The sequence below is a fragment of the Sphingoaurantiacus capsulatus genome (assembly GCF_042648405.1).
Classification (GTDB): Bacteria; Pseudomonadota; Alphaproteobacteria; order Sphingomonadales; family Sphingomonadaceae; genus Sphingoaurantiacus; species Sphingoaurantiacus capsulatus.
On record NZ_JBHRXV010000001.1, the window covers coordinates 114,053 to 132,462 of the forward strand.

16 protein-coding genes are annotated in these 18,410 nt (G+C 68.3%); 10 read left to right on the forward strand and 6 right to left on the reverse strand.

The genetic code is table 11. The features are described 5' to 3' along the window. Nucleotides 1–13 precede the first annotated feature (13 nt). The 3 genes from ACFOMD_RS00570 to ACFOMD_RS00580 form a co-directional block, all read right to left on the reverse strand. Nucleotides 14–640 (reverse strand): LuxR C-terminal-related transcriptional regulator, encoded by a 627-nt coding sequence (locus tag ACFOMD_RS00570; RefSeq protein WP_380855194.1) that lies wholly within the window; start codon nt 638–640, stop codon nt 14–16. Next, a complete protein-coding gene (locus ACFOMD_RS00575) occupies nt 637–1,971 on the reverse strand; it encodes a sensor histidine kinase (protein ID WP_380855197.1) in 1,335 nt (444 codons plus the stop codon). The genes ACFOMD_RS00570 and ACFOMD_RS00575 overlap by 4 nt, the downstream gene beginning before the upstream one ends. Nucleotides 1,972–2,041: 70 nt before the next feature. Then, a complete protein-coding gene (locus ACFOMD_RS00580; protein WP_380855200.1) occupies nt 2,042–2,719 on the reverse strand; it encodes a GNAT family N-acetyltransferase in 678 nt (225 codons plus the stop codon). 227 nt (nt 2,720–2,946) lie between these two features. Here ACFOMD_RS00580 and ACFOMD_RS00585 point away from each other — a divergent pair, with 227 nt between their 5' ends. The 10 genes from ACFOMD_RS00585 to ACFOMD_RS00630 all read left to right on the forward strand — a co-directional run bounded on the left by ACFOMD_RS00585 (nt 2,947) and on the right by ACFOMD_RS00630 (nt 15,575). Next, a complete protein-coding gene (locus ACFOMD_RS00585) occupies nt 2,947–5,346 on the forward strand; it encodes a TonB-dependent receptor (RefSeq protein WP_380855203.1) in 2,400 nt (799 codons plus the stop codon). A gap of 64 nt (nt 5,347–5,410) precedes the next feature. Beyond that, a complete protein-coding gene (locus tag ACFOMD_RS00590; RefSeq protein ID WP_380855206.1) occupies nt 5,411–6,637 on the forward strand; it encodes an FAD-dependent oxidoreductase in 1,227 nt (408 codons plus the stop codon). A 159-nt stretch (nt 6,638–6,796) separates the two neighbouring features. Next, on the forward strand, nt 6,797–7,075 hold the full coding sequence (locus tag ACFOMD_RS00595) for a hypothetical protein (RefSeq protein ID WP_380855209.1): 279 nt from the start codon (nt 6,797–6,799) through the stop codon (nt 7,073–7,075). Between the two features lie 37 nt (nt 7,076–7,112). Beyond that, nucleotides 7,113–8,717, forward strand: coding sequence for a L,D-transpeptidase family protein (locus tag ACFOMD_RS00600; protein ID WP_380855212.1), 1,605 nt, complete (start codon nt 7,113–7,115; stop codon nt 8,715–8,717). A gap of 203 nt (nt 8,718–8,920) precedes the next feature. Beyond that, nucleotides 8,921–9,400, forward strand: coding sequence for a glutathione peroxidase (locus tag ACFOMD_RS00605; protein WP_380855215.1), 480 nt, complete (start codon nt 8,921–8,923; stop codon nt 9,398–9,400). 235 nt (nt 9,401–9,635) lie between these two features. Continuing rightward, nucleotides 9,636–11,090: an ATPase domain-containing protein gene (locus ACFOMD_RS00610; RefSeq protein ID WP_380856684.1), complete on the forward strand. Its 1,455-nt coding sequence runs from the start codon at nt 9,636–9,638 to the stop codon at nt 11,088–11,090. Beyond that, nucleotides 11,087–13,090, forward strand: coding sequence for an ATP-binding protein (locus ACFOMD_RS00615; RefSeq protein ID WP_380855218.1), 2,004 nt, complete (start codon nt 11,087–11,089; stop codon nt 13,088–13,090). The genes ACFOMD_RS00610 and ACFOMD_RS00615 overlap by 4 nt, the downstream gene beginning before the upstream one ends. 226 nt (nt 13,091–13,316) lie before the next feature. Continuing rightward, nucleotides 13,317–13,610 (forward strand): hypothetical protein, encoded by a 294-nt coding sequence (locus ACFOMD_RS00620; RefSeq protein WP_380855221.1) that lies wholly within the window; start codon nt 13,317–13,319, stop codon nt 13,608–13,610. Nucleotides 13,611–13,643: 33 nt separating this feature from the next. Continuing rightward, a complete protein-coding gene (locus ACFOMD_RS00625) occupies nt 13,644–14,456 on the forward strand; it encodes a LytR/AlgR family response regulator transcription factor (protein WP_380855224.1) in 813 nt (270 codons plus the stop codon). 108 nt (nt 14,457–14,564) lie between these two features. Then, the gene (locus tag ACFOMD_RS00630) at nt 14,565–15,575 is read left to right on the forward strand and encodes a DUF4402 domain-containing protein (RefSeq protein WP_380855227.1); all 1,011 of its coding nucleotides are present in this window, start codon (nt 14,565–14,567) and stop codon (nt 15,573–15,575) included. On the opposite strand, the gene ACFOMD_RS00635 is transcribed toward ACFOMD_RS00630, so the two are convergent. From ACFOMD_RS00635 to ACFOMD_RS00645, 3 genes are all read right to left on the reverse strand, one after another. Then, nucleotides 15,572–16,468, reverse strand: coding sequence for a diacylglycerol/lipid kinase family protein (locus tag ACFOMD_RS00635; RefSeq protein ID WP_380855230.1), 897 nt, complete (start codon nt 16,466–16,468; stop codon nt 15,572–15,574). The genes ACFOMD_RS00630 and ACFOMD_RS00635 overlap by 4 nt on opposite strands. Before the next feature lie 37 nt (nt 16,469–16,505). Beyond that, on the reverse strand, nt 16,506–17,852 hold the full coding sequence (locus tag ACFOMD_RS00640; RefSeq protein ID WP_380855233.1) for a M20/M25/M40 family metallo-hydrolase: 1,347 nt from the start codon (nt 17,850–17,852) through the stop codon (nt 16,506–16,508). Nucleotides 17,853–17,947: 95 nt separating this feature from the next. Further along, on the reverse strand, nt 17,948–18,343 hold the full coding sequence (locus ACFOMD_RS00645; protein ID WP_380855236.1) for an NIPSNAP family protein: 396 nt from the start codon (nt 18,341–18,343) through the stop codon (nt 17,948–17,950). Nucleotides 18,344–18,410: the final 67 nt, after the last annotated feature.

The window sequence follows — 18,410 nt, forward strand, 5'->3', positions numbered from 1 at the left end:
TTCCCCAAGGGTTTCAGATTACGCCGAGCGACTTACCCTTCATGCAGGCGTCGGCGCGGTTGAGCGCTCCGAGCAGCCCGAAAATCTGCGACACATGCGTCTTCACCGTATCGGGCGCGATGCCGAGCTGGCGGCCGATATCCTTGTTCGTCTGCCCTTCCGCCATCAGCCGCAGCACCTCGCGCTGCCGGTCGGTGAGCGTCACCTCGGTGCGCACGACCGGCGCCGGGCGGCTGACCGGCACCGCCATGATGTGCGCGGGCATGTAGCGGCCACCACCGGCGACCAGCGCCATCGCCGCCTCGATCACCGCCGTCGTCGCGGTCTTGCGCACCAGCCCGTCGACGCCAACTGCGGCGAGCTGCGCGGCGGTGGCATCCTCATCCGACCCGGTAATGACGAGGCAGCGCGCGTCGGGCGCCCGCGCCAGCATCTCGCGCACGCCTTCGAGCGCGATGGCACCGGGCATGCCGAGGTCGGCGAGGATCAGATCGGGCGCGCGGGCCGCGAGCGCCCAGGCGGTCGGATAGTCGCCCGCCTCGAGCAGCTCCGCCTCTGGCCACAGCCGCGTCACGGTGGCGGTCAGCGAGTGGCGGACCATCGGATGGTCGTCGCAGATCAGGATGCGCGAAGGGCTCATGCCGCAACGCTCAGCGCGCCGGCCGGCATTTCGGCGGCAGGGAGCTCGATCCAGAAAGCGCTGCCCGACCGCCAGCGCGGGTCATGACCGGCGCTGCCGCCCATCGCCGCTGCGAGCTTCGCCACCGACGCGAGGCCGATCCCGAAGCCGCTGCTGCCCGACCCTTGCGCAAAATCCTCGAACAGCCGGGGCGCGACGCCCGCTTCGACCCCTTCACCGTCATCGAGTACCCAGAAGCGCACGCGCCCTTCGCGGGCCCGGCGGGCGGTGACCAGCACGCTTTCGCCCTTCGAATGGCGCAGCGCATTGGCGACGAGATTGTCGAGCGCGCGCTTCAGCAGGTGCGGATCGGCGGTGACGGCGAGCCGGCTGCGCGGCGTGCGCAGGTGCATGCCGGCCTCGCCCGCGGCGGGGCTCTGGTCGAAGGCGAGGGCCGCGATGAACAGGTCGGCGTCGAGTGGCTGCGGATCGGCGCTCACCGCGCCGGCCTCGAGCTTCAGATGGGTCAGCATCGCGTCGAGCAGCGCCGAGGTGGAGGCGAAAGCGCGGGTGACGCCCGCTGCCTGCCGCTCGTCGCCGGTCTCGCGGTAGCGATCGAAGAACAGCCGCGCCGCCTGCAGCGGCTGGGCGAGATCATGCGAGGCGGCGCGGATGAAGCGGGTGCGCGCGTCGCGCTCCGCCGCCACCACCGCCAGCGCCTCGCGGGTGCGCACCTCGCTCTCCTCGCTGCGCAGTTTCGCCATCTCCGCCGCGACGACATTGGCGCGGATCAGGCGGCGAACCCCCAGCAGCATCGCGCCGATCATCGTCAGAAACAGCGCGAGCGGGATCGACCAGGGCTCGCCCGAGGTCGCGACCCAGACGACCAACGACCCCATCACCATGATGACCGCGCTCGATGCGACCTGCGTCCCCTCGGTGGCGATCGAGAGCTGGACGATCTGGTAACAGAGGTAGAGCACGATCATCAGCAGCCGCAGCCCGTCGGGCGCATGCGGCAGGAGCAGCCAGACGCTCGCCGCAACGGCGATATTGCAAAAGGTCGTGGTGATCTTGCCGCCCGGCGCCCAGACCAGCAGCATCTCCTCGTCGCTCGGCCGCCGCCGCCAGACGATGATCAGCGCCAGCAACCAGACGGTGAGGAATCCCGCCATCGCGAAGGTCCACAGGTCGAGCGTGAAGCGATCGACATAGGGGCGGAAAGCGAAGTGGATATAGGTGGTGACGGCCGACAGCCCGAGCAGGCCGATCAGGCTGCCCGGCGTTTCATTGCGCATCTCGGTGGCGAGGATCCGGCTCGACGCCGCCTCCCGCCCGACTCCACCCGACATCGGCTGCGACCCCGCCGCCCTACTCGCCTGCCATTCTCCACGGCAGAGGCCCTTGCGACAAGCGGAAGTATCAGCCGCGCATGACGATCTGCATGTCCATGCCGCGCCGGCGGCGGAAGCCGAGCGTCTTGTAGAGCGCGATGGCGCCTTCGTTCGTCGGATAAACGTGCAGGAACGCCGCCTCGCCGCGCGCCACGATGGCGCCGCCGACGGCGCGCATCAGCTGCGCCGCATAGCCCCGGCCGCGATGGTCGGGATGGGTGCAGACGCCGCTCACTTCGGTGAAGCCCGGCACCTTCATCCGCTGGCCCGCCATCGCGACGAGCCGGCCCTCCTCCTTCACCCCGACGAAGCCGCCGAGGCGGTGGGTGTGGTCACGGAACGGGCCGGGCTGGGTCAGCGTCGCCAGCGCCAGCATCTCGGGCGCGTCGGCATCGCCGAGGGGGATGATCTCGAACGTCGCAGTCGGCGGCGCGACGGCCTCCGCCACCATCTGGTCGAGCGCCGCTTCGCGGGTGACCCTGACGCCCGGCGGCAGCGGCAGCGCCTCGCCCTCGACCAGCCAGAACTCCTCATCCGCCGGCAGCAGCGCGGCCAGCGCCGAAAGGTTCTCCGGCGAGGCATCGGCCGCGGCGGCGAACGGCCCGACCGTCGGATCGATCCGCCACGCCCGCGCATCGCCGACCGCGAGGGCTGCGTGGCGGGTGGTGAGCGTGGACCAGACGGGGCGATCGAGCGGGTGCGTCATGGCTTCAATCTTAAGTTGCCCTCCCACGTTCGTCATCCCGGCGAAGGCCGGGATCCAGCCGTCGGCCGGTATGGATCCCGGCCTTCGACTATTAGGGACCGAGCTCTGTAACAATCCCGCAACAGGTGAACAGCTTTCGCCACACTACCGCATCCCACCTAGGTTGTGTGCGTTCCGCGAACACCGATACCGTTTCGGGATTATAACAAGACTTGGGGAGTATCGTTATGACCGTTCGCAGCCGTCGGACTCTTGCCCTCATCGCCACCACGTCGCTGATCGCGCTCGCCGCGATGCCGGCTCGTGCGCAGACCACCAGCACCGCTGCAGACGAAGATGTGGCGGGCGAGGAGATCATCGTCACCGCGACCAAACGGGCGTCGAACATCCAGGACGTGCCGTTTTCGATCAACGCGCAGACGCAGGAGGACATCCAGCGGTCGGGCGCGACCACGCTCGAGGATCTGTCGCGCAACGTCGCGGGCTTGAGCATCCAGAACCTCGGGCCGGGGCAGAGCCAGGTGTCGGTGCGCGGCGTCTCCGCCGGCCAGGTCGTCCGCGACCAGCCCGGCGTGAAGGAGCAGGTCGGCGTCTACCTCGACGAGAGCGTCGTCTCGCTGTCGCTGTTCACCCCCGACCTCGACCTGTTCGATCTGAACCGCGTCGAGACCTTGCGCGGGCCGCAGGGAACGCTGTTCGGCTCGGGCTCGGTCGGCGGCACGATCCGCTACATCACCAACCAGCCGAACCCCGACGCGGTCGAAGGGCTGCTGGAGGGCAACCTCAACCTCGTCGACGGCAATGACATCGGCGGCCATCTGAAGGGCGCGATCAACCTGCCGCTGTCCGACAAGGCCGCGGTGCGCGCTGTCGGCTATCACACGGAATATGGCGGCTTCATCGACGCGCGGCGCGAGGGCGGCGGCATCGACAAGGACGTCAATTCGGGCAGCCGCACCGGCGGTCGCCTCGCCCTCTCTTTCATGCCGACCGACGACGTCACCATCACGCCGCGCATCGTCTATCAGGAGATCGAAGCCGACGGGTACAACCGGCAGGAGGTGTTCAACCTCTACGCCAACCCCTTCACCACCACGCGCCCGGCGGTGACCTTCGGCGAGCGCGAGCAATATCTGCTGCTCGACGAGAGCTTCAAGGACGAGACGCTGCTCGCCGACCTGACCGCGAGCGTCGGCCTCGGCGGCGCGACGCTCACCTCGGTGACCAGCTACATCGACCGCGACATCGTCGCCAGCCGCGACGCCAGCGCGCTGACCGGATCGGTGTCGGTCGATCTCGGCTTCCCGGCCGCCGCGGTGCTGCTGCCGTCGAACCTCGTCGATACCACCGCGCTCGAGACGATCACGCAGGAGCTGCGCCTCGCCTCGGATAACGACGGCCCGCTGCAGTGGCTGATCGGCGGCTTCTATTCGGACATCAACCGCGACTACACACAGCGGCTGCCGACCCCAGGCTATGACGCCTTCACCAACGCCACGCTCGGCGCCGGCACCTCGGCGGCGGTGGCGAACGGCTTCCCGGCCAACTCGCCCTACAACGCCGACCTGCCCTACGACATCAAGCAGAAGGCGATCTTCGGCGAACTGAGCTACGACGTCACCGAGCAGTTCACCGTCACCGCCGGCGGCCGCTATTACGACTTCAAGGAAGACCGGCGCTTCGTCTCCGGCGGCCTGTTCGCCAATGGCGACAACCGGCAGGACAGCACCAAGTCGGACGGCTTCACCCCGCGCGTGCTCTTGAGCTACGAGGCGTCGGACAATGTCACCTTCAACGCGCAGGCGTCGAAGGGCTTCCGGTTGGGCGGTGTCAACGATCCGCTCAACCTGCCGCTCTGCAGCCCGCAGGACGCCGCGATCTTCGGCGGCTACCAGAGCTATGACGACGAGACGCTGTGGAACTATGAGGCGGGCGTGAAGGGCTCGTCGGGCCCGCTGCGCTTCAGCGCCGCCGCCTTCTACACCGACATCAAGAATCTCCAGGTCACCCTCGATGCCGGCTCCTGCTCGTCGCGCGTCGTGTTCAACGTGCCGAAGGCGCACACCAAGGGCATCGAGTTCGAGCTCAACGCCAATGCGGCGGAGGGCCTCGACTTCGCGCTGTCGGGCAGCCTGATCGAGTCGGAGTTCGACTCGACCGTCGCCGACGGCACCGGGGCGGTGTTGGGCGGCATCCGCGAGGGCAACCGGCTGCCGTCGGTGCCGAAGTTCCAGCTGTCGGCGAGCGCGACCTACAGCACCCCCATCGACATGATGGGTGGCGGCGATGCCTTCATTTCGGCGTCGTTCCAGCATGTCGGCAACCGGTACACGCAGCCGAGCGACCAGGAAGGCAATCCGCGCAGCTTTGTCTCGGGCCTGCCGTTCGGCGGCGCCACGGGCGCGCAGGCGACGATCGTCAACCTGAAGCTGCCCGACTACCAACTGGTCAACCTGTCGGCGGGCGTCGAGCTTCAGGACGGCCTCGACATCATCGCCTACGTCAACAACATCTTCGACGAGAACGCGCTGCTGTCCTTCGACCGCGAACGCGGCGGCCGCGCCCGCCTCGGCTTCCAGGTCGGCGCGCCGCGTACCTACGGCATCACCCTGCGCAAGGCGTTCTGACCGAGTTGCGCTAGACTGGAAGGGCCGGCCGCAACGCCGGCCCTTTCTTCGTGGGGGAAAGATCATGCCGAAGCTCGACCGTCGTACCCTGCTGGCCGCCGGTGCGGCGACGCTCGCCGCCCCGGCGCTGGCGCAAAACCGCCCCGATACCATCGTCGTCGGCGCCGGCGTATTCGGGGCGTGGACGGCGGAGATGCTGCGGCGGCGCGGCGAGAAGGTGCTGCTGCTCGACGCCTGGGCGCCGGCGCATGCGCGTGCCTCGTCGGGCGGGGAGTCGCGGCTGACGCGTGCGGGCTATGGCGCCGACGCCGTCTACACGCGGATGGCGCGGGACTCGCTGCCCGAATGGAAATCGCTGTCGGCAGCGAGCGGCCTGCCGATCTTTCATGAGACCGGCGTGCTGTTCTTCGCAGCCAAAGCCGACGCCTATTTCCGCGACAGCCTGCGCGTGAACCGCGAGCTGGGCCTGCCGATCGAGGAGATGGACGGCGCGGCGATGCAGCGGCGCTGGCCGCAGATCGACTTCACCGGCATCAGCATCGGGCTGCTCGAGCCCGGATTCGGGGCGCTGATGGCACGGCGGTCGGTCGAGACGCTGGTCGCGCGCTTCGTGAAGGCCGGCGGTGCCTACAGGCAGGCGGCGGTCGCGCCGCCGGCGGAGGGCAGCGGCGCGCTGGCGGAGATCGTCACCACCACCGGCGAGCGGCTGTCGGCGGCGCGCTTCGTGTTCGCCTGCGGGCCGTGGCTGCCGAAGCTGTTCCCGGCGCTGCTCGGCAAGCGCATCTTCCCGACCCGGCAGGAGGTGTTCTTCTTCCGCCCGCCCGCCGGCGACGGCCGCTTCGGGGCATCGGCACTTCCCGGCTGGGCCGATTTCAACGGCGACGACGTCTATTACGGCTTCCCCGACCTCGAAGGCCGCGGCTTCAAGGTCGCGCATGACGTGCACGGCCCGCCGATCGACCCGGACGAGGGCGACCGGACGGCGTCGGCGGATGGATTGATCCGCGTGCGCGCGTTCATGGCGCGGCGCTTCCCCGGCCTTGCGAATGCGCCGGTGAACGAGATGCGCGTCTGCCAATATGAAAACAGCTCCAACGGCGACCTGCTGATCGACGTTCACCCCGCCCGCCCGAACCTGCTGCTGGTTGGCGCCGGCTCCGGCCATGGCTTCAAGCATGGGCCGATGGTCGGGAAATATGCCGCCGACCGGTTGCTCGGGGCGCTCAATTCAGCCGAACCGCGCTTCAGCCTCGCCACAAAGGCCGAAGTTCAGGCACGCAGCGTCCACTAAGCTAAATCCGCCTCCATATTGGAATCCTTGGAAGATTCGTTTCGGCGCCACCCGATTCGCCGAAATGCGCGATCGGCGTCGGTACGATCACGGAACAGATCAGGGGCTTTCTCTGTTTAACGAGTCTCCCAAGTGCAGTTTCTTTTTGGAGTAAAGAGTATGAGCAACAAGCTTGTGATCGCCATCGCGACTTCGACGCTTCTGATGGGTACGGCTGCCGTCGCGCAGACCGCCGCCAACGTCAGCGGCGACCCGGCCTCGACCCTCGTTGTCACCCCGGCCGCGCCGGGCGCGGCGCCGTCGAGCACCACCCGCACGACGACGTCGGAAGACGGCACCTCGACGACCACGACGGTCAACGTGACGCCGAAGGCGGCGCCGGTTGCGGCCCCGACCACGGGTGCCGGTGAAGCCGTCACGGCCGGCGAGCGCGGCTAACAGCCGGGCCATGCCAACCGCAAGGGAACCGGCCGCCATGCGGCGGCCGGGTCTCCTGTGGAGCCTCGCCGGGGTTTTGCTGTCGACCATCGCAGCAACCCCGGTGGGCGCCACCGCCGCCGAACCGGCCGCCACGCGCGCCACGGCAGCGGCTTTCGAAACCGCCCTGAGGGCGGCGGTATCGGGGGACGGAGACCTTCAGAAATTTTATCTCGGCCGGAACTGGCGCCCGCTGTGGATGGATGGCGGCAAGCCGTCCGCCGATGCGAAGAGCTTCGCCGACCGGCTGAAGAACGCCGCCGACGACGGCCTTTCGCCCGACCGCTATGGCGCGCCGGCGATCGAGGCCGCGCTGACGGCTGCGGAAAGCGGCGACGGCCCCGCGATGGCGCGCGCCGAAGCACTGCTGAGCCGTGCCTATGGCGGCTATCTCGCCGATCTCCACCGCCCCGCCGACGGCGTGAAGATGGCCTATGTCCACGACGGCCTCGCGCCCGAAAAGCATGCCCCTGGCCAGTGGCTGTGGAATGCCGGCAAGGCGGATACGCTGTCGAAGCATATCGCCAGCTCGACCCGGATGAACCCGGTGTATGAGGAGCTGCGTGCCGCTTACGCTGACTATCGGGATACTTGGTCGGACCTGCCGACGACGCGCGTCGCGCCCGGCCCGATGCTGCGCGCCGGCGCGACCGGTGCGCGGGTCGCGAGCCTGCGCGAGCGCCTGGGCCTGCCTGCCTCGCCGGCGACCTTCGACGAGAGCGTTGCCGCCAAGCTGCGCGCCTTCCAGTCGGCGCATGGCCTGCCGGTCGACGGCGCGGCGGGGCCGAAGACCGTCGCCGCGCTCAACGAAGGTCCGGGCCGCTTCGAGCGGCTGATCCGCGCCAATCTCGAACGCGCGCGCGCCATCCCCGCCGATCCCGGCAGGCGTTTCCTCGTCGTCGATACCGCCGGCGCCACCTTGCGCGCCTATGAGGACGGCAAGGTCGCCGAGCAGATGCACGTCATCGTCGGCAAGCCCGACATGCCGACCCCGGCGATGGCCGGCCGCATCAGCCATGCGGTGCTCAACCCCTATTGGAATCTGCCGCCCGACCTCGCGCAGATCCGCGCCGAGCGGGTGCTGGCGATGGGCAAGAAGTATCTTGTGCAGGACCGGCTGGAGGCGATGTCCAGCTGGGAGGCCGATGCGCGCGTGCTCTCGCCCGACGAGGTCGACTGGAAGGCGGTGGCGAGCGGCAAGCAGCAGCTGCGCATGCGCCAGACGCCGGGACCGCACAACATGATGGGCAAGATCAAGTTCATGCTGCCCAACCGCTACGGCATCTATCTGCATGACACGCCGGAGAAGCTGCTGTTCGCCAACGACCAGCGCCGCTTCAGCTCGGGCTGCGTGCGCCTCGCCGACGCGCCGCGCCTCGCCAGGTTCCTGTTCGACGGCAAGGCGCCCGACCCCGACAAGGCGGGCGCCGAGGAGCGTGTCGACCTGCCGAAGGGCGTGCCGGTCTACATCACCTACCTGACGGTCGAGCCGAAAGCCGGCGGCGGCCTCGCCTTCCGCGCCGATCCGTACAAGCGCGACGGGACGTTGATGGCGTCGCTGTCGTCGAGCGGTGGCGGGCAGACGGCGCAGGGGTTGAAGTAGGCTCCATCCGGCGACCGCCCACCACTGCCATCCACCCACATCCGTCATTCCGGCGAAGGCCGGAATCCATACCAGCCGTTGCATGGATCCCGGCCTCCGCCGGGATGACGGCCGTGGGTGGGTCAAGGTTGGTGGCACTGGTTAGTGATAGGGTTGCGCCACCCCCGCTTCCGCCGCCCGCGAAATCATGTTCTGATACCGTCATGACCGGAATTCACGACCTCAGCGCCGAACGCCTCGACGGCAAGGAACAGCAACTGTCCGACTATGCCGGGCAGGTTACGCTGGTGGTGAACACCGCGAGCAAGTGCGGCTTCACCTACCAGTACGAAGGCCTCCAGTCGCTCTATGAGGAGTTCAAGGGCGACGGCTTCACCATCCTCGGCTTCCCCTGCAACCAGTTCGGCGCACAGGAGCCCGGCAGCGAGGAAGAGATCGGCGCCTTCTGCCAGAAGAATTACGGCGTCGATTTCCCGATGTTCGCCAAGGTGGACGTGAACGGCCCCGACACGCATCCGGTGTTCAAGACCTTGAAGAAGGCGGCGCCCGGCCTGCTCGGCAGCGAGTCGATCAAGTGGAATTTCACCAAATTCCTGATCGACCGGAACGGCAAGGTCATCGACCGCTACGCGCCGACCACCAAGCCGGAAGAGCTGAAGGGCGCGATCAAGAAGCTGCTCTGACGGTGGCCCCCGCACTGCGTTCGGCATCGAGCAGCCGCCGGCGTGGATCACAGTTAGATGACAATCGTTGTTCCGGTCGGCACGGCCGCGCCGGCGCCGCTGGATTCGGTCGAACTCAGCGAGTCATTCTGGTAAGCCGCTGCCGACCCATGCTAATCATCGGTGCTCGCATACGGCGACGGAGGGATTGAGCTTGCCGCAGACGCCACCTGCCGCCGACACGGTCGTCAGCAATATACCCGGTCTCGACGACATCCTGAACGGCGGCTTCGCGCAGGGCCGGCTGTTTCTCGTCGAGGGCAATCCCGGCACCGGCAAGACCACCATCGCGACGCAGTTCCTGATGGCGGGTGCCGCCGCCGGCGAGCGCTGCCTCTATATCACGCTGTCGGAAACCGAGGAGGAACTGCGCGATGGCGCCGCCTCGCACGGCTGGTCGCTCGACGGGATCGACATCTACGAGCTGGTGCCGCCCGAAAGCCTGCTCGACGACCAGCAGCAGCAGAGCCTGCTCTATTCGTCCGACCTAGAGCTCGGCGAGACCACCAAGCGGGTGTTCGAAGCTTTCGAACGGCTGAAGCCGCACCGCGTCGTGCTCGACAGCCTCTCGGAAATTCGCCTGCTGGCACAAAGCTCGCTGCGCTATCGGCGGCAGGTGCTGGCACTGAAGCACTACTTCGCCAAGCACGACACCACCGTGCTGATGCTCGATGACCTGTCCACCGACACCAACGACAAGACGGTCCACAGCGTCGCGCATGGCGTCATCCGGCTGGAGGAACTGGCACCCGAATATGGCGCCGAGCGGCGGCGGCTGCGTGTCATCAAATATCGCGGCCGGCGCTTTCGCGGGGGCTATCACGATTTCCGGATCCACACCGGCGGCATCGAGATTTATCCTCGTCTCGTTTCGGCCGAGCACAAGCGTGAGTTCGGCCGCGGCGTTCTGGTCACCGATTCCGACGAATTCAACAAACTGCTGGGCGGTGGTGTCGATCGCGGATCGAGCGTCCTGATCCTCGGCCCGGCCGGCACCGGCAAGTCGACCATCGCTCTCACCTTCATCGCCACCGCCGTCGCGCGCGGCGAGCATACGGCAATGTTCGTGTTCGACGAGGAGGTCGGCCTGCTGATCTCGCGGGCAAAGGGGCTCGGCATCGACCTCCAGTCGATGATCGACAGCAAGCGGCTCACGCTGATGCAGATCGATGCCGCCGAGCTGACTCCCGGCGAGTTTTCGCAACGCGTCCGCGAATGTGTCGAGATTTACGGCGCGCAGACCATCGTGATCGACAGCCTCAACGGCTATCAGGCCTCGATGCCCGGTGAGCAGGCACTCATCCTGCACATGCACGAGCTGCTGCAGTATCTGAACCGGCAGGGCGCTACGACCTTCCTGACCGTGGCGCAACACGGGCTCGTCGGCGACATGAAGTCGCCGGTCGACATCACCTATCTCGCCGACACCGTCATCCTGCTGCGCTATTTCGAGGCACTGGGCCGGATGAAGCGCGCCATCTCGATCATCAAAAAGCGCACCGGCGCGCATGAAGACACCATTCGCGAATATCAGCTCGGCAGCCGCGGCGTATCGCTCGGCGCGCCGCTGACCAATTTCCAGGGCGTGATGCGCGGCGTGCCGACGCTCGTCGGCGGGGCGGGCGCCCTGCTCGACCCCAAGGACGCGTGAAGCGGACAACGGTCTCCGAGCGCGCGCTGGTACTGGCGCCGCGCGGGCGCGATGCGACCATCGCCGCGTCGATGTTTGTCGAAGCCGGCATCGAAGCACTGGCTTGCGACTCGCTGGCCGAGCTGATCGCCGAGCTCGACCGGGGCGCCGCCTTCGCGGTGGTGACCGAGGAGGCGATCGCCACCGCCAACCTGCAGCCGCTGAGCCGGTGGATCGACGAGCAGCAGGAATGGTCCGACCTGCCGTTCATCCTGCTGACGACGCGCGGCGGCGGGCTTGAGCGCAACCCGGCGGCGAGCCGCCACCTCGACGTTCTGGGCAACGTCACGTTTCTCGAGCGCCCCTTTCACCCGACCACGCTGGTCAGCGTCGGCAAATCGGCGTTGCGCGGCCGGCGCCGGCAGTATGAGGCGCGCAGCCGCCTCGCCGAGCTGCACGACAGCGAGGAGCGCTATCGCCGGCTGTTCGACAGCCTCGACGAGGGCTTCTGCGTTATCGAATTCTTCGACGGCCCGCATGGCCCGTTGAGCGATTATGTCCACGTCGAGGCCAACCCCGCCTACACGCGCCACGCCGGCATCCCCGATGTCGTCGGCAAGAAGGTGCGCGAAATGGTCGGTGAGGAAGCGGACGGCTGGGTCGAGATGTACCGGAACGTGTTGCTGACCGGCGCGCCGGTGCGCTTCGAGCGCGAGCTGGTCGAAACCGGCCACTTCCTCGAACTCGCCGCTTTCCGCGTCGAGCCGCCGAGCCGAAAGCAGGTGGCAGTGCTGTTCCAGGACATCACCGAGCGGCGGCGCGCCGAACAGGCGCTGCACCACCTGAACGACACGCTCGAACGCCGGGTGACCGCGGCGGTCGAGGAGCGCGAGAGCGCCCGCGCGCAGCTCCACGAGGCGCAGAAGCTCGAGACGCTCGGTCAGCTGACCGGCGGCGTCGCGCATGACTTCAACAACCTGCTCACCCCGATCACCAGCGCGCTCGATCTCGTCGGCCGCAAGCATGGCGACGATCCGCGCACCGCCCGCCTCGTCGATGGCGCGCTGCAGTCGGCGGAGCGCGCCAAGACGCTGGTACAGCGGCTGCTCGGATTCGCGCGGCGGCAGTCCCTGGAGACGCGCGCCATCGATCTCGCCGCGCTCGTCGAAGGAATGCGCGACCTCGTCGCCAGTTCGGTCGGCGCGATGACCGAGCTGCACATCGTCGCCGAACCCGGCCTGCCGCCCGCGCTCGTCGACCCGAACCAGCTCGAGCTCGCGGTACTCAACCTCTGCGTCAACGCCCGCGACGCGATGCCGGGCGGCGGGACGCTGACTTTGTGCATCGACCGGCCGGAAACGCTGCCCGCCGACCTGCCCGAAGGCGATTATGTTCGGCTGGCGGTCGTCGATACCGGCGAGGGCATGGACGAGGAAACGCTGCGCCGCGCCGTCGAGCCCTTCTATTCGACGAAGGAACTGGGCAAGGGCACCGGTCTCGGCCTGTCGATGGTGCACGGCCTCGCCGCGCAGCTCGGCGGTGCGTTCACGCTGACCAGCCGGCCCGGCGAAGGCACACGTGCCGATCTCTACCTTCCCGTCGCCAACGATGTGGCCGCCGCCTTCGCCTGGCAGCCGACCGACGAGATGATCCAGGCGATCCGACCGCTGTCGATCCTGCTGGTCGACGACGAGCCGCTGGTCCGCGCCGCCACCGCCGACATGCTGCGCGAGATGGGGCACACGGTGATCGAAGAGGATTCGGGCGCCGCAGCGATCAAACGGCTGCGCGGCGGCGCCGAGATCGATCTGCTCATCACCGACTATCTGATGCCCGAGATGCGCGGCAGCGCGGTCGCCGAGGCGGCGCGGGCGCTGCGCCCCGGCCTGCCCGTGCTGATGATCACCGGCTATGCCGACCTCGGCGAAGGCGAGGCACCCGACCTGCCGCGCCTGCCCAAGCCCTTCCGCCACGGCGACCTCACCCGCGAGGTGGCGCGGCTGTTCGAGACGACCGGCTGAGCAACAGGTGGCCGTCATCCCGGCGAAAGCCGGGATCCAGCGCGACAAGAAACTGCCAGCTTCGCTGGCGCCATTTTCTCTGGGCAGGATTCCGGCTTTCGCCGGAATGACGAAGGTGAGTGGCACGCGTCGTCCAGCCCGGCGGATGCCGCGCACGGTACGAATTTACACTTGTTCACATCCTCCCATGCGCGTTCGGGGATATGGTGCGGGCCAGGAGAGATCGATGCCGCGCAAGCGCATGAAATATGGCTATGAATGGGATGACGCCGCCGATGCGCCGGTGCCGTCGCCGCGCTATTTCACCGCCGTAAACTTTGCACTTGCCGGCGTGGCGCTGGCGATGAGCTTTCTCGCTGCCGTCAGCTTCGACGTCGAAGTGGCGGCGATGGTGCGGTCGATCGGCATCGAGCCGCGCCCCGCGCACATCATCGCCTATGGCATGATCGTCGTGCCGGTGACCGTCGCGGTGTTCGCGATCCTCCGCCTGTTCGGCCTCGCCGACCGCGACGACGACTAGCGCCGCGGCCCGTCAACGGGCTATTCACTCCCCATGCGATCGAGCCCGCCAGCGGCCGACCTGACCGAGCCCCCGTTGCGCCTCATCACCATGACGGCGCTGTTCTGGCTGTTCGCGCTGGCGGTATTCACCCTGCGCGGCGCTTTCCTTCCCGACCGGCCGTTCGAGATCATCCACCCGAAGCGCCTGCTCGCGGTGACCTTGGGCGCTGCCGTCTATGCGAGCGCGCTCTACCTGCTGCGCGGCAATGCCTGGCGGTCGTTCGCGCAGCGCCTCGGCATCGCGGCGGTCGTGTCGCTGGCCGGGGTGGCGATCCTGCTCGCCGCGCGCATCGGCTTCGACCGCGTGGTCGGCCACGGCTATGACCGCTTTGCCGACGAAGCGCGCTGGCTGCTGACCTGGCTCGGCTATTTCTTCGCCTGGGTGATGGCCGACCTCGCGCTCGCCACGCGGGGAACGACGATTATCACCCTGCCCGCCGCGCCGTCGCCCCCATCCGCCGACGAGGCCGCGCTATGGGTCCACAGCAACCAGCAGCTGACCCGCGTGCCGCTCGACGCCATCGAATGGATCGAGGCCGAGGGCAACTATGCGCGCGTCCACGCCGGCGACGGCGGCGGGCTGATCCGCACCAGCCTGTCGCAGCTTGCTGTCGACCTCGCCCCCGCCGGTTTCGAGCGCATCCACCGCTCGGTGCTCTGCCGCCGAGACCGCATCGCCTCGGTTCGCCGCAAGCGCAACGGCGCGCTGATCGCGGCGCTGCAGTCGGGCGCCGAGGTGCCGGTCGGGCGGCAGGCCGGGCAGGCGATCCTCGACGAAGCCAAGCGCCGTCCGCCCGCTCACTGACGCCCGTCACGCCCTGCTGACGTTCGTGGCATTGCCCACGCGCCGGTCCTTGCGACCCCGTAACCTTACGGGGTCATGCCGGGGGCACGCAGACATCGCGCGACGGCAATGCCGTGGCGCCGCCGCTTCCATGCGGCCGCTTTCGCGTCGGCGCTCATCACCGGCGCGCCCACGTTCGCGCAGACCATCGCCATCCAGACGATCAGCGCCAACACCCCCGCGTTGGGCAATGTCGCGGCGGCCGCGATGGGCAACACGCTGTTCCAGGTCGCCGCCTCGACCGGCGCCATCACCAAGATCAGCGGCAACGGCGTGCGCACCACCACCGGCAACAGTCGCGCGCAGGTGACCATCCGCTGCACCGGCACCGCCGCCGAATGCAACGCCGCCAGCATCCGCGTGCGCGTCGCCGCCACTGGATCGCCGACCGGCCGCCTCGCCACGCTCACCAATTTCAACGTCGCTTCCGGAACCGCGACGATCTCGTCGGTGCCGACGCCGGCGAACATCCTCAACTTCGTGATCGACCCGATCCCGCGCAACACCAACCGCACCTTCTGGGTCGGCGCCGACATGGCGGTCCAGGGCGACAACAGCGGCATCGCTAGCGGCGCCGCCACCGCGCCGTTCAACGTCCGCGTCTCGGTAAATCCGGCGACGCCGGTGTCGCCCGGCACCAACGGCACCGCCATCGCCACCGTCCGCCGCGCCGCCTCGATCGCGAAGATCGCCGACATCGATTATGGCACGGTGGTGCGGCCGACCTCGGGCAACAGCAATGTCGCGCTCAACGCCTCGACCGGCGTACGCACCGTTGGCGGCAACGGCGCCGGGGTGCCTTCGCCCGCCCCGCGTCGCGCCGAGTTCACGATCAGCGGTGAAGGCGGACGCACCCTCTCCGTCACCCTGCCCAGCAACTATGTGCTGACCCACAGCAACGGCACCAACACGATCACAGCCAACCTCAGCCGCTCGCCGACCGGCACGCTGACGCTCAGCGGCACGCAGGGGTCGGCGGGGAGCATCGGCCTGTTCGTCGGCAGCTCGTTCACCATGCCGGCGGCGGTGGTGCCGGGAGTCTATTCCGGCACCTTCAACCTCACCGTCCAGTATAATTAGGGCGCGATCACCGTCAACGCGGTGGGCCGGCTGCGGTAGGTGAGCGGCGTCGCCAGCGTCGCCACCTCGCCGTCGAGCGCGACGACCAGCGACGGCGCGTCGCTGTCGATGGTGAGCCCATCGATCCCTTCGACCCGTTGGAAATCGGCGTCGGCGTCCGCATGTCCAAGGAGCGTGCGCAGCATCAGCCGCACCAGCCGCCAGCCATGGCCGGTGACCGCGAACAAGCACAGCTCACCGCCGTCGAGCCGGGTACGGCCGCTGAGGTTCGGGAAGCTCAGCCGATAGCTGTTGTTGCCGACGAACAGCAGCGACGTACGCTTGCGCCAGACCTGCCCGCCGACGCTGACCGTCAGCCGCTGCCGCCGGTAGCGTGCAAGCGCGCGGAATCCGGCGATGGCCGCTGCAACCGTCTTGCGCCGGCCGGTACCGCGCCGCTGCCGGTCGCGATCCTCGACAACGTCTGTGTAGATGCCGACCGAGCTGTTGTTGACGAACACCCGCCCATTGACCTCGCCGACATCGACGCGGCGCCGCTTCCCCGCCGCCAACACGCGGATCGCGCGTTCCAGATCGATGGGCAGGCCAAGATCTCGCGCGAAATGATTGAAGGTGCCGAGCGGCAGGATGCCGAGCGGCATGTCGGTCCCGGCGAGCGCGCCGGCGGCGGCGCTGAGGCTGCCGTCGCCGCCCGCCACGACCAGCGCCGCGTAGCGGCCGACGGCGGCGCGCGCCAGTTCGGCGATGTCCTCGCCGCGCTCGACGACGCGCAGTTCGGCATCGAGGCTCTCCGCGGCGAACAACTCGCGCAGCCGGTGCTCGACCGGCGCCGCGCCGGGCAGCCCGCTGTCGCGGTTGATCAGGACCAGGAGGGTTGAAGGCGCGCCACTCACGCCAAGCCAATGGCGCAAGCGGCGCGATGTTCCCCGGTTACGACCCGGCCAAACGCCGCAGCATGTCTTCCCAGATCGGCACCTGGCCGTGGAAGCCCTCGACCCAGACCTTCTCGTCGAGGCCATGCGCGCCGGACTTCTCGCCGACGATGCCCCACAGGCCACCGACGCCATAGACCGGGATGCCGGCGTTGCGGAAATACGAACCGTCGGTGGCGCCCGCCGACATCATCGGAATGATCGGCGCGTCCTTGAAGCGGGTGGCGACGGCGGCGCGATAGGCCTCGGTCACGTCCTCACGCAGCGGGCTCGGCGGCGACGGCTGCGAACCGTCGGCGAACGTCACCTTCACGTCGGGGCCGGCGATCGCCTGCAGCTGCGCCTGCACATCCTCGATCTTCACGCCCGGGAAGATGCGGCAGTTGACGTTGGCGGTCGCCTTCTGCGGCAGCGCGTTCGGCGCATGGCCGCCCTGCATCATCGTCGCGACGCAGCGGGTGCGGGTGTAGCCGGGGTTGTTCGCCTCGAGCAGGTCGGCGCTTTCGCGGTCCTGCGGATCGGCGAGCCACTTCTTCACCAGCTCGCCATAGGCGCCGCCGTCCTTTTCGGCGAGCTGGCCGAAGAAGGCGCGGGTGCCGTCGTTGATCATCGGCTGGAAGCGGTAATCCTCGACGCCCTTGATCGCGCCGGCGAGCGCATAGATGGCGTTGTCGGGGCGCGGCGCGCTGCTGTGGCCGCCGCGGTTGGTGGCGGTCAAGGTGAAGTCGGCATAGGTCTTCTCGGCGACCTGCATGAAGAAGCCTTCGACGCGGCCGTCCTTGTAGACGCTGCCACCGCCGGCATCGCCGTTGAGCGCATATTCGGCCTCGATCAGCGGGCGCCACTCGGTCGCCGCCTTGCGCGCGCCGAACGCGGCGGTTTCCTCGTCGCCGGTGTAGAGCACGATGATGTCGCGCGTCGGCTGGAAGCCCGATTTCCTGAGGTTCTGGAGGGCGAGCAGGATACCGGTCAGCCCCGCCTTGTTGTCGCTGGCGCCGCGGCCGAGATACCAGCCCTTCTCCTCGCGGAACACGAACGGATCGTTCTTCCAGTCGGCCGGGTTCGCCTCGACGACATCCATGTGCGCCATCAGCAGGATCGGTTTCTTCCCCGACGGCTTCGCCGCCGGCCAGCGCGCGATCAAGGTCTGGGTATTGTCATGATCCTTCACCACCACGTTGGTGATGCCGGCCTTCCTGAACTCGGCGGTAAGAAGCTTGGTGAGCTTCGGCATGTTGCCGCGCCCCTCGACGGTCGGGATCTCGACGATCTGCTTGAACAGCGCCCGCTCCGCCGCCTTGCGCGCGTCGGGCGCTTCCTGCGCCACCGCGGCGGTCGTGAGCATCAAGGAAAGCGCCAGCCCGCGCAGAATCATGTCCGTCCCCCGTCTGATAGGTGCGTGGCGCACCTTATCGAGCCGAACGCGCAACGCCAGCCGCTTTAACGCGAGGTCAGCGCCGGCGAATAGGGCGTCGGGTGCAGGATCTTCTCGTCGATCCCGCCCATGATCGCGCCGTGCCGCTCGCGCGTCGCCGCCTTGATGTCCGACCATTCCTTGTCGGCCATGAACGACGCCCACCCCGCCTTCATCGCCGCCTCGTCGGGCCATTCGAGCAGATAGACGAATTGCGGACCCGCCTCGCCCTTCGCATCCCACATCGCGAGGATGCGGAAGCCATGCCGCGCCATGATCCGCGTCGCCTGATCGCGAAAGCGGGTGTGGAAAACCTCGGTCTTCGCCGGGTTCAGTTCGTAGATGCGAAGCTGATGAACCGGCGCCGCGGTGGCGGCGATGGGGGTCAGCAGCAGGGCAAGGGCGGCAAGCAGGCGAAGCATCGGCATATCCTTCGACATCGGATCGGCGCGCAGCCTGACGCGAAGCCGCGCGCCGGGCCACCGCCCG

Bases quoted from the DNA above. Each gene is read 5' to 3' on its own strand.
- ACFOMD_RS00570 (WP_380855194.1), bottom strand. From the start codon at position 640: ATGAGCCCTTCGCGCATCCTGATCTGCGACGACCATCCGATGGTCCGC.
- ACFOMD_RS00575 (WP_380855197.1), bottom strand. From the start codon at position 1,971: ATGTCGGGTGGAGTCGGGCGGGAGGCGGCGTCGAGCCGGATCCTCGCC.
- ACFOMD_RS00580 (WP_380855200.1), bottom strand. From the start codon at position 2,719: ATGACGCACCCGCTCGATCGCCCCGTCTGGTCCACGCTCACCACCCGC.
- ACFOMD_RS00585 (WP_380855203.1), top strand. From the start codon at position 2,947: ATGACCGTTCGCAGCCGTCGGACTCTTGCCCTCATCGCCACCACGTCG.
- ACFOMD_RS00590 (WP_380855206.1), top strand. From the start codon at position 5,411: ATGCCGAAGCTCGACCGTCGTACCCTGCTGGCCGCCGGTGCGGCGACG.
- ACFOMD_RS00595 (WP_380855209.1), top strand. From the start codon at position 6,797: ATGAGCAACAAGCTTGTGATCGCCATCGCGACTTCGACGCTTCTGATG.
- ACFOMD_RS00600 (WP_380855212.1), top strand. From the start codon at position 7,113: ATGCGGCGGCCGGGTCTCCTGTGGAGCCTCGCCGGGGTTTTGCTGTCG.
- ACFOMD_RS00605 (WP_380855215.1), top strand. From the start codon at position 8,921: ATGACCGGAATTCACGACCTCAGCGCCGAACGCCTCGACGGCAAGGAA.
- ACFOMD_RS00620 (WP_380855221.1), top strand. From the start codon at position 13,317: ATGCCGCGCAAGCGCATGAAATATGGCTATGAATGGGATGACGCCGCC.
- ACFOMD_RS00625 (WP_380855224.1), top strand. From the start codon at position 13,644: ATGCGATCGAGCCCGCCAGCGGCCGACCTGACCGAGCCCCCGTTGCGC.
- ACFOMD_RS00630 (WP_380855227.1), top strand. From the start codon at position 14,565: ATGCCGTGGCGCCGCCGCTTCCATGCGGCCGCTTTCGCGTCGGCGCTC.
- ACFOMD_RS00640 (WP_380855233.1), bottom strand. From the start codon at position 17,852: ATGCTCACGACCGCCGCGGTGGCGCAGGAAGCGCCCGACGCGCGCAAG.
- ACFOMD_RS00645 (WP_380855236.1), bottom strand. From the start codon at position 18,343: ATGCTTCGCCTGCTTGCCGCCCTTGCCCTGCTGCTGACCCCCATCGCC.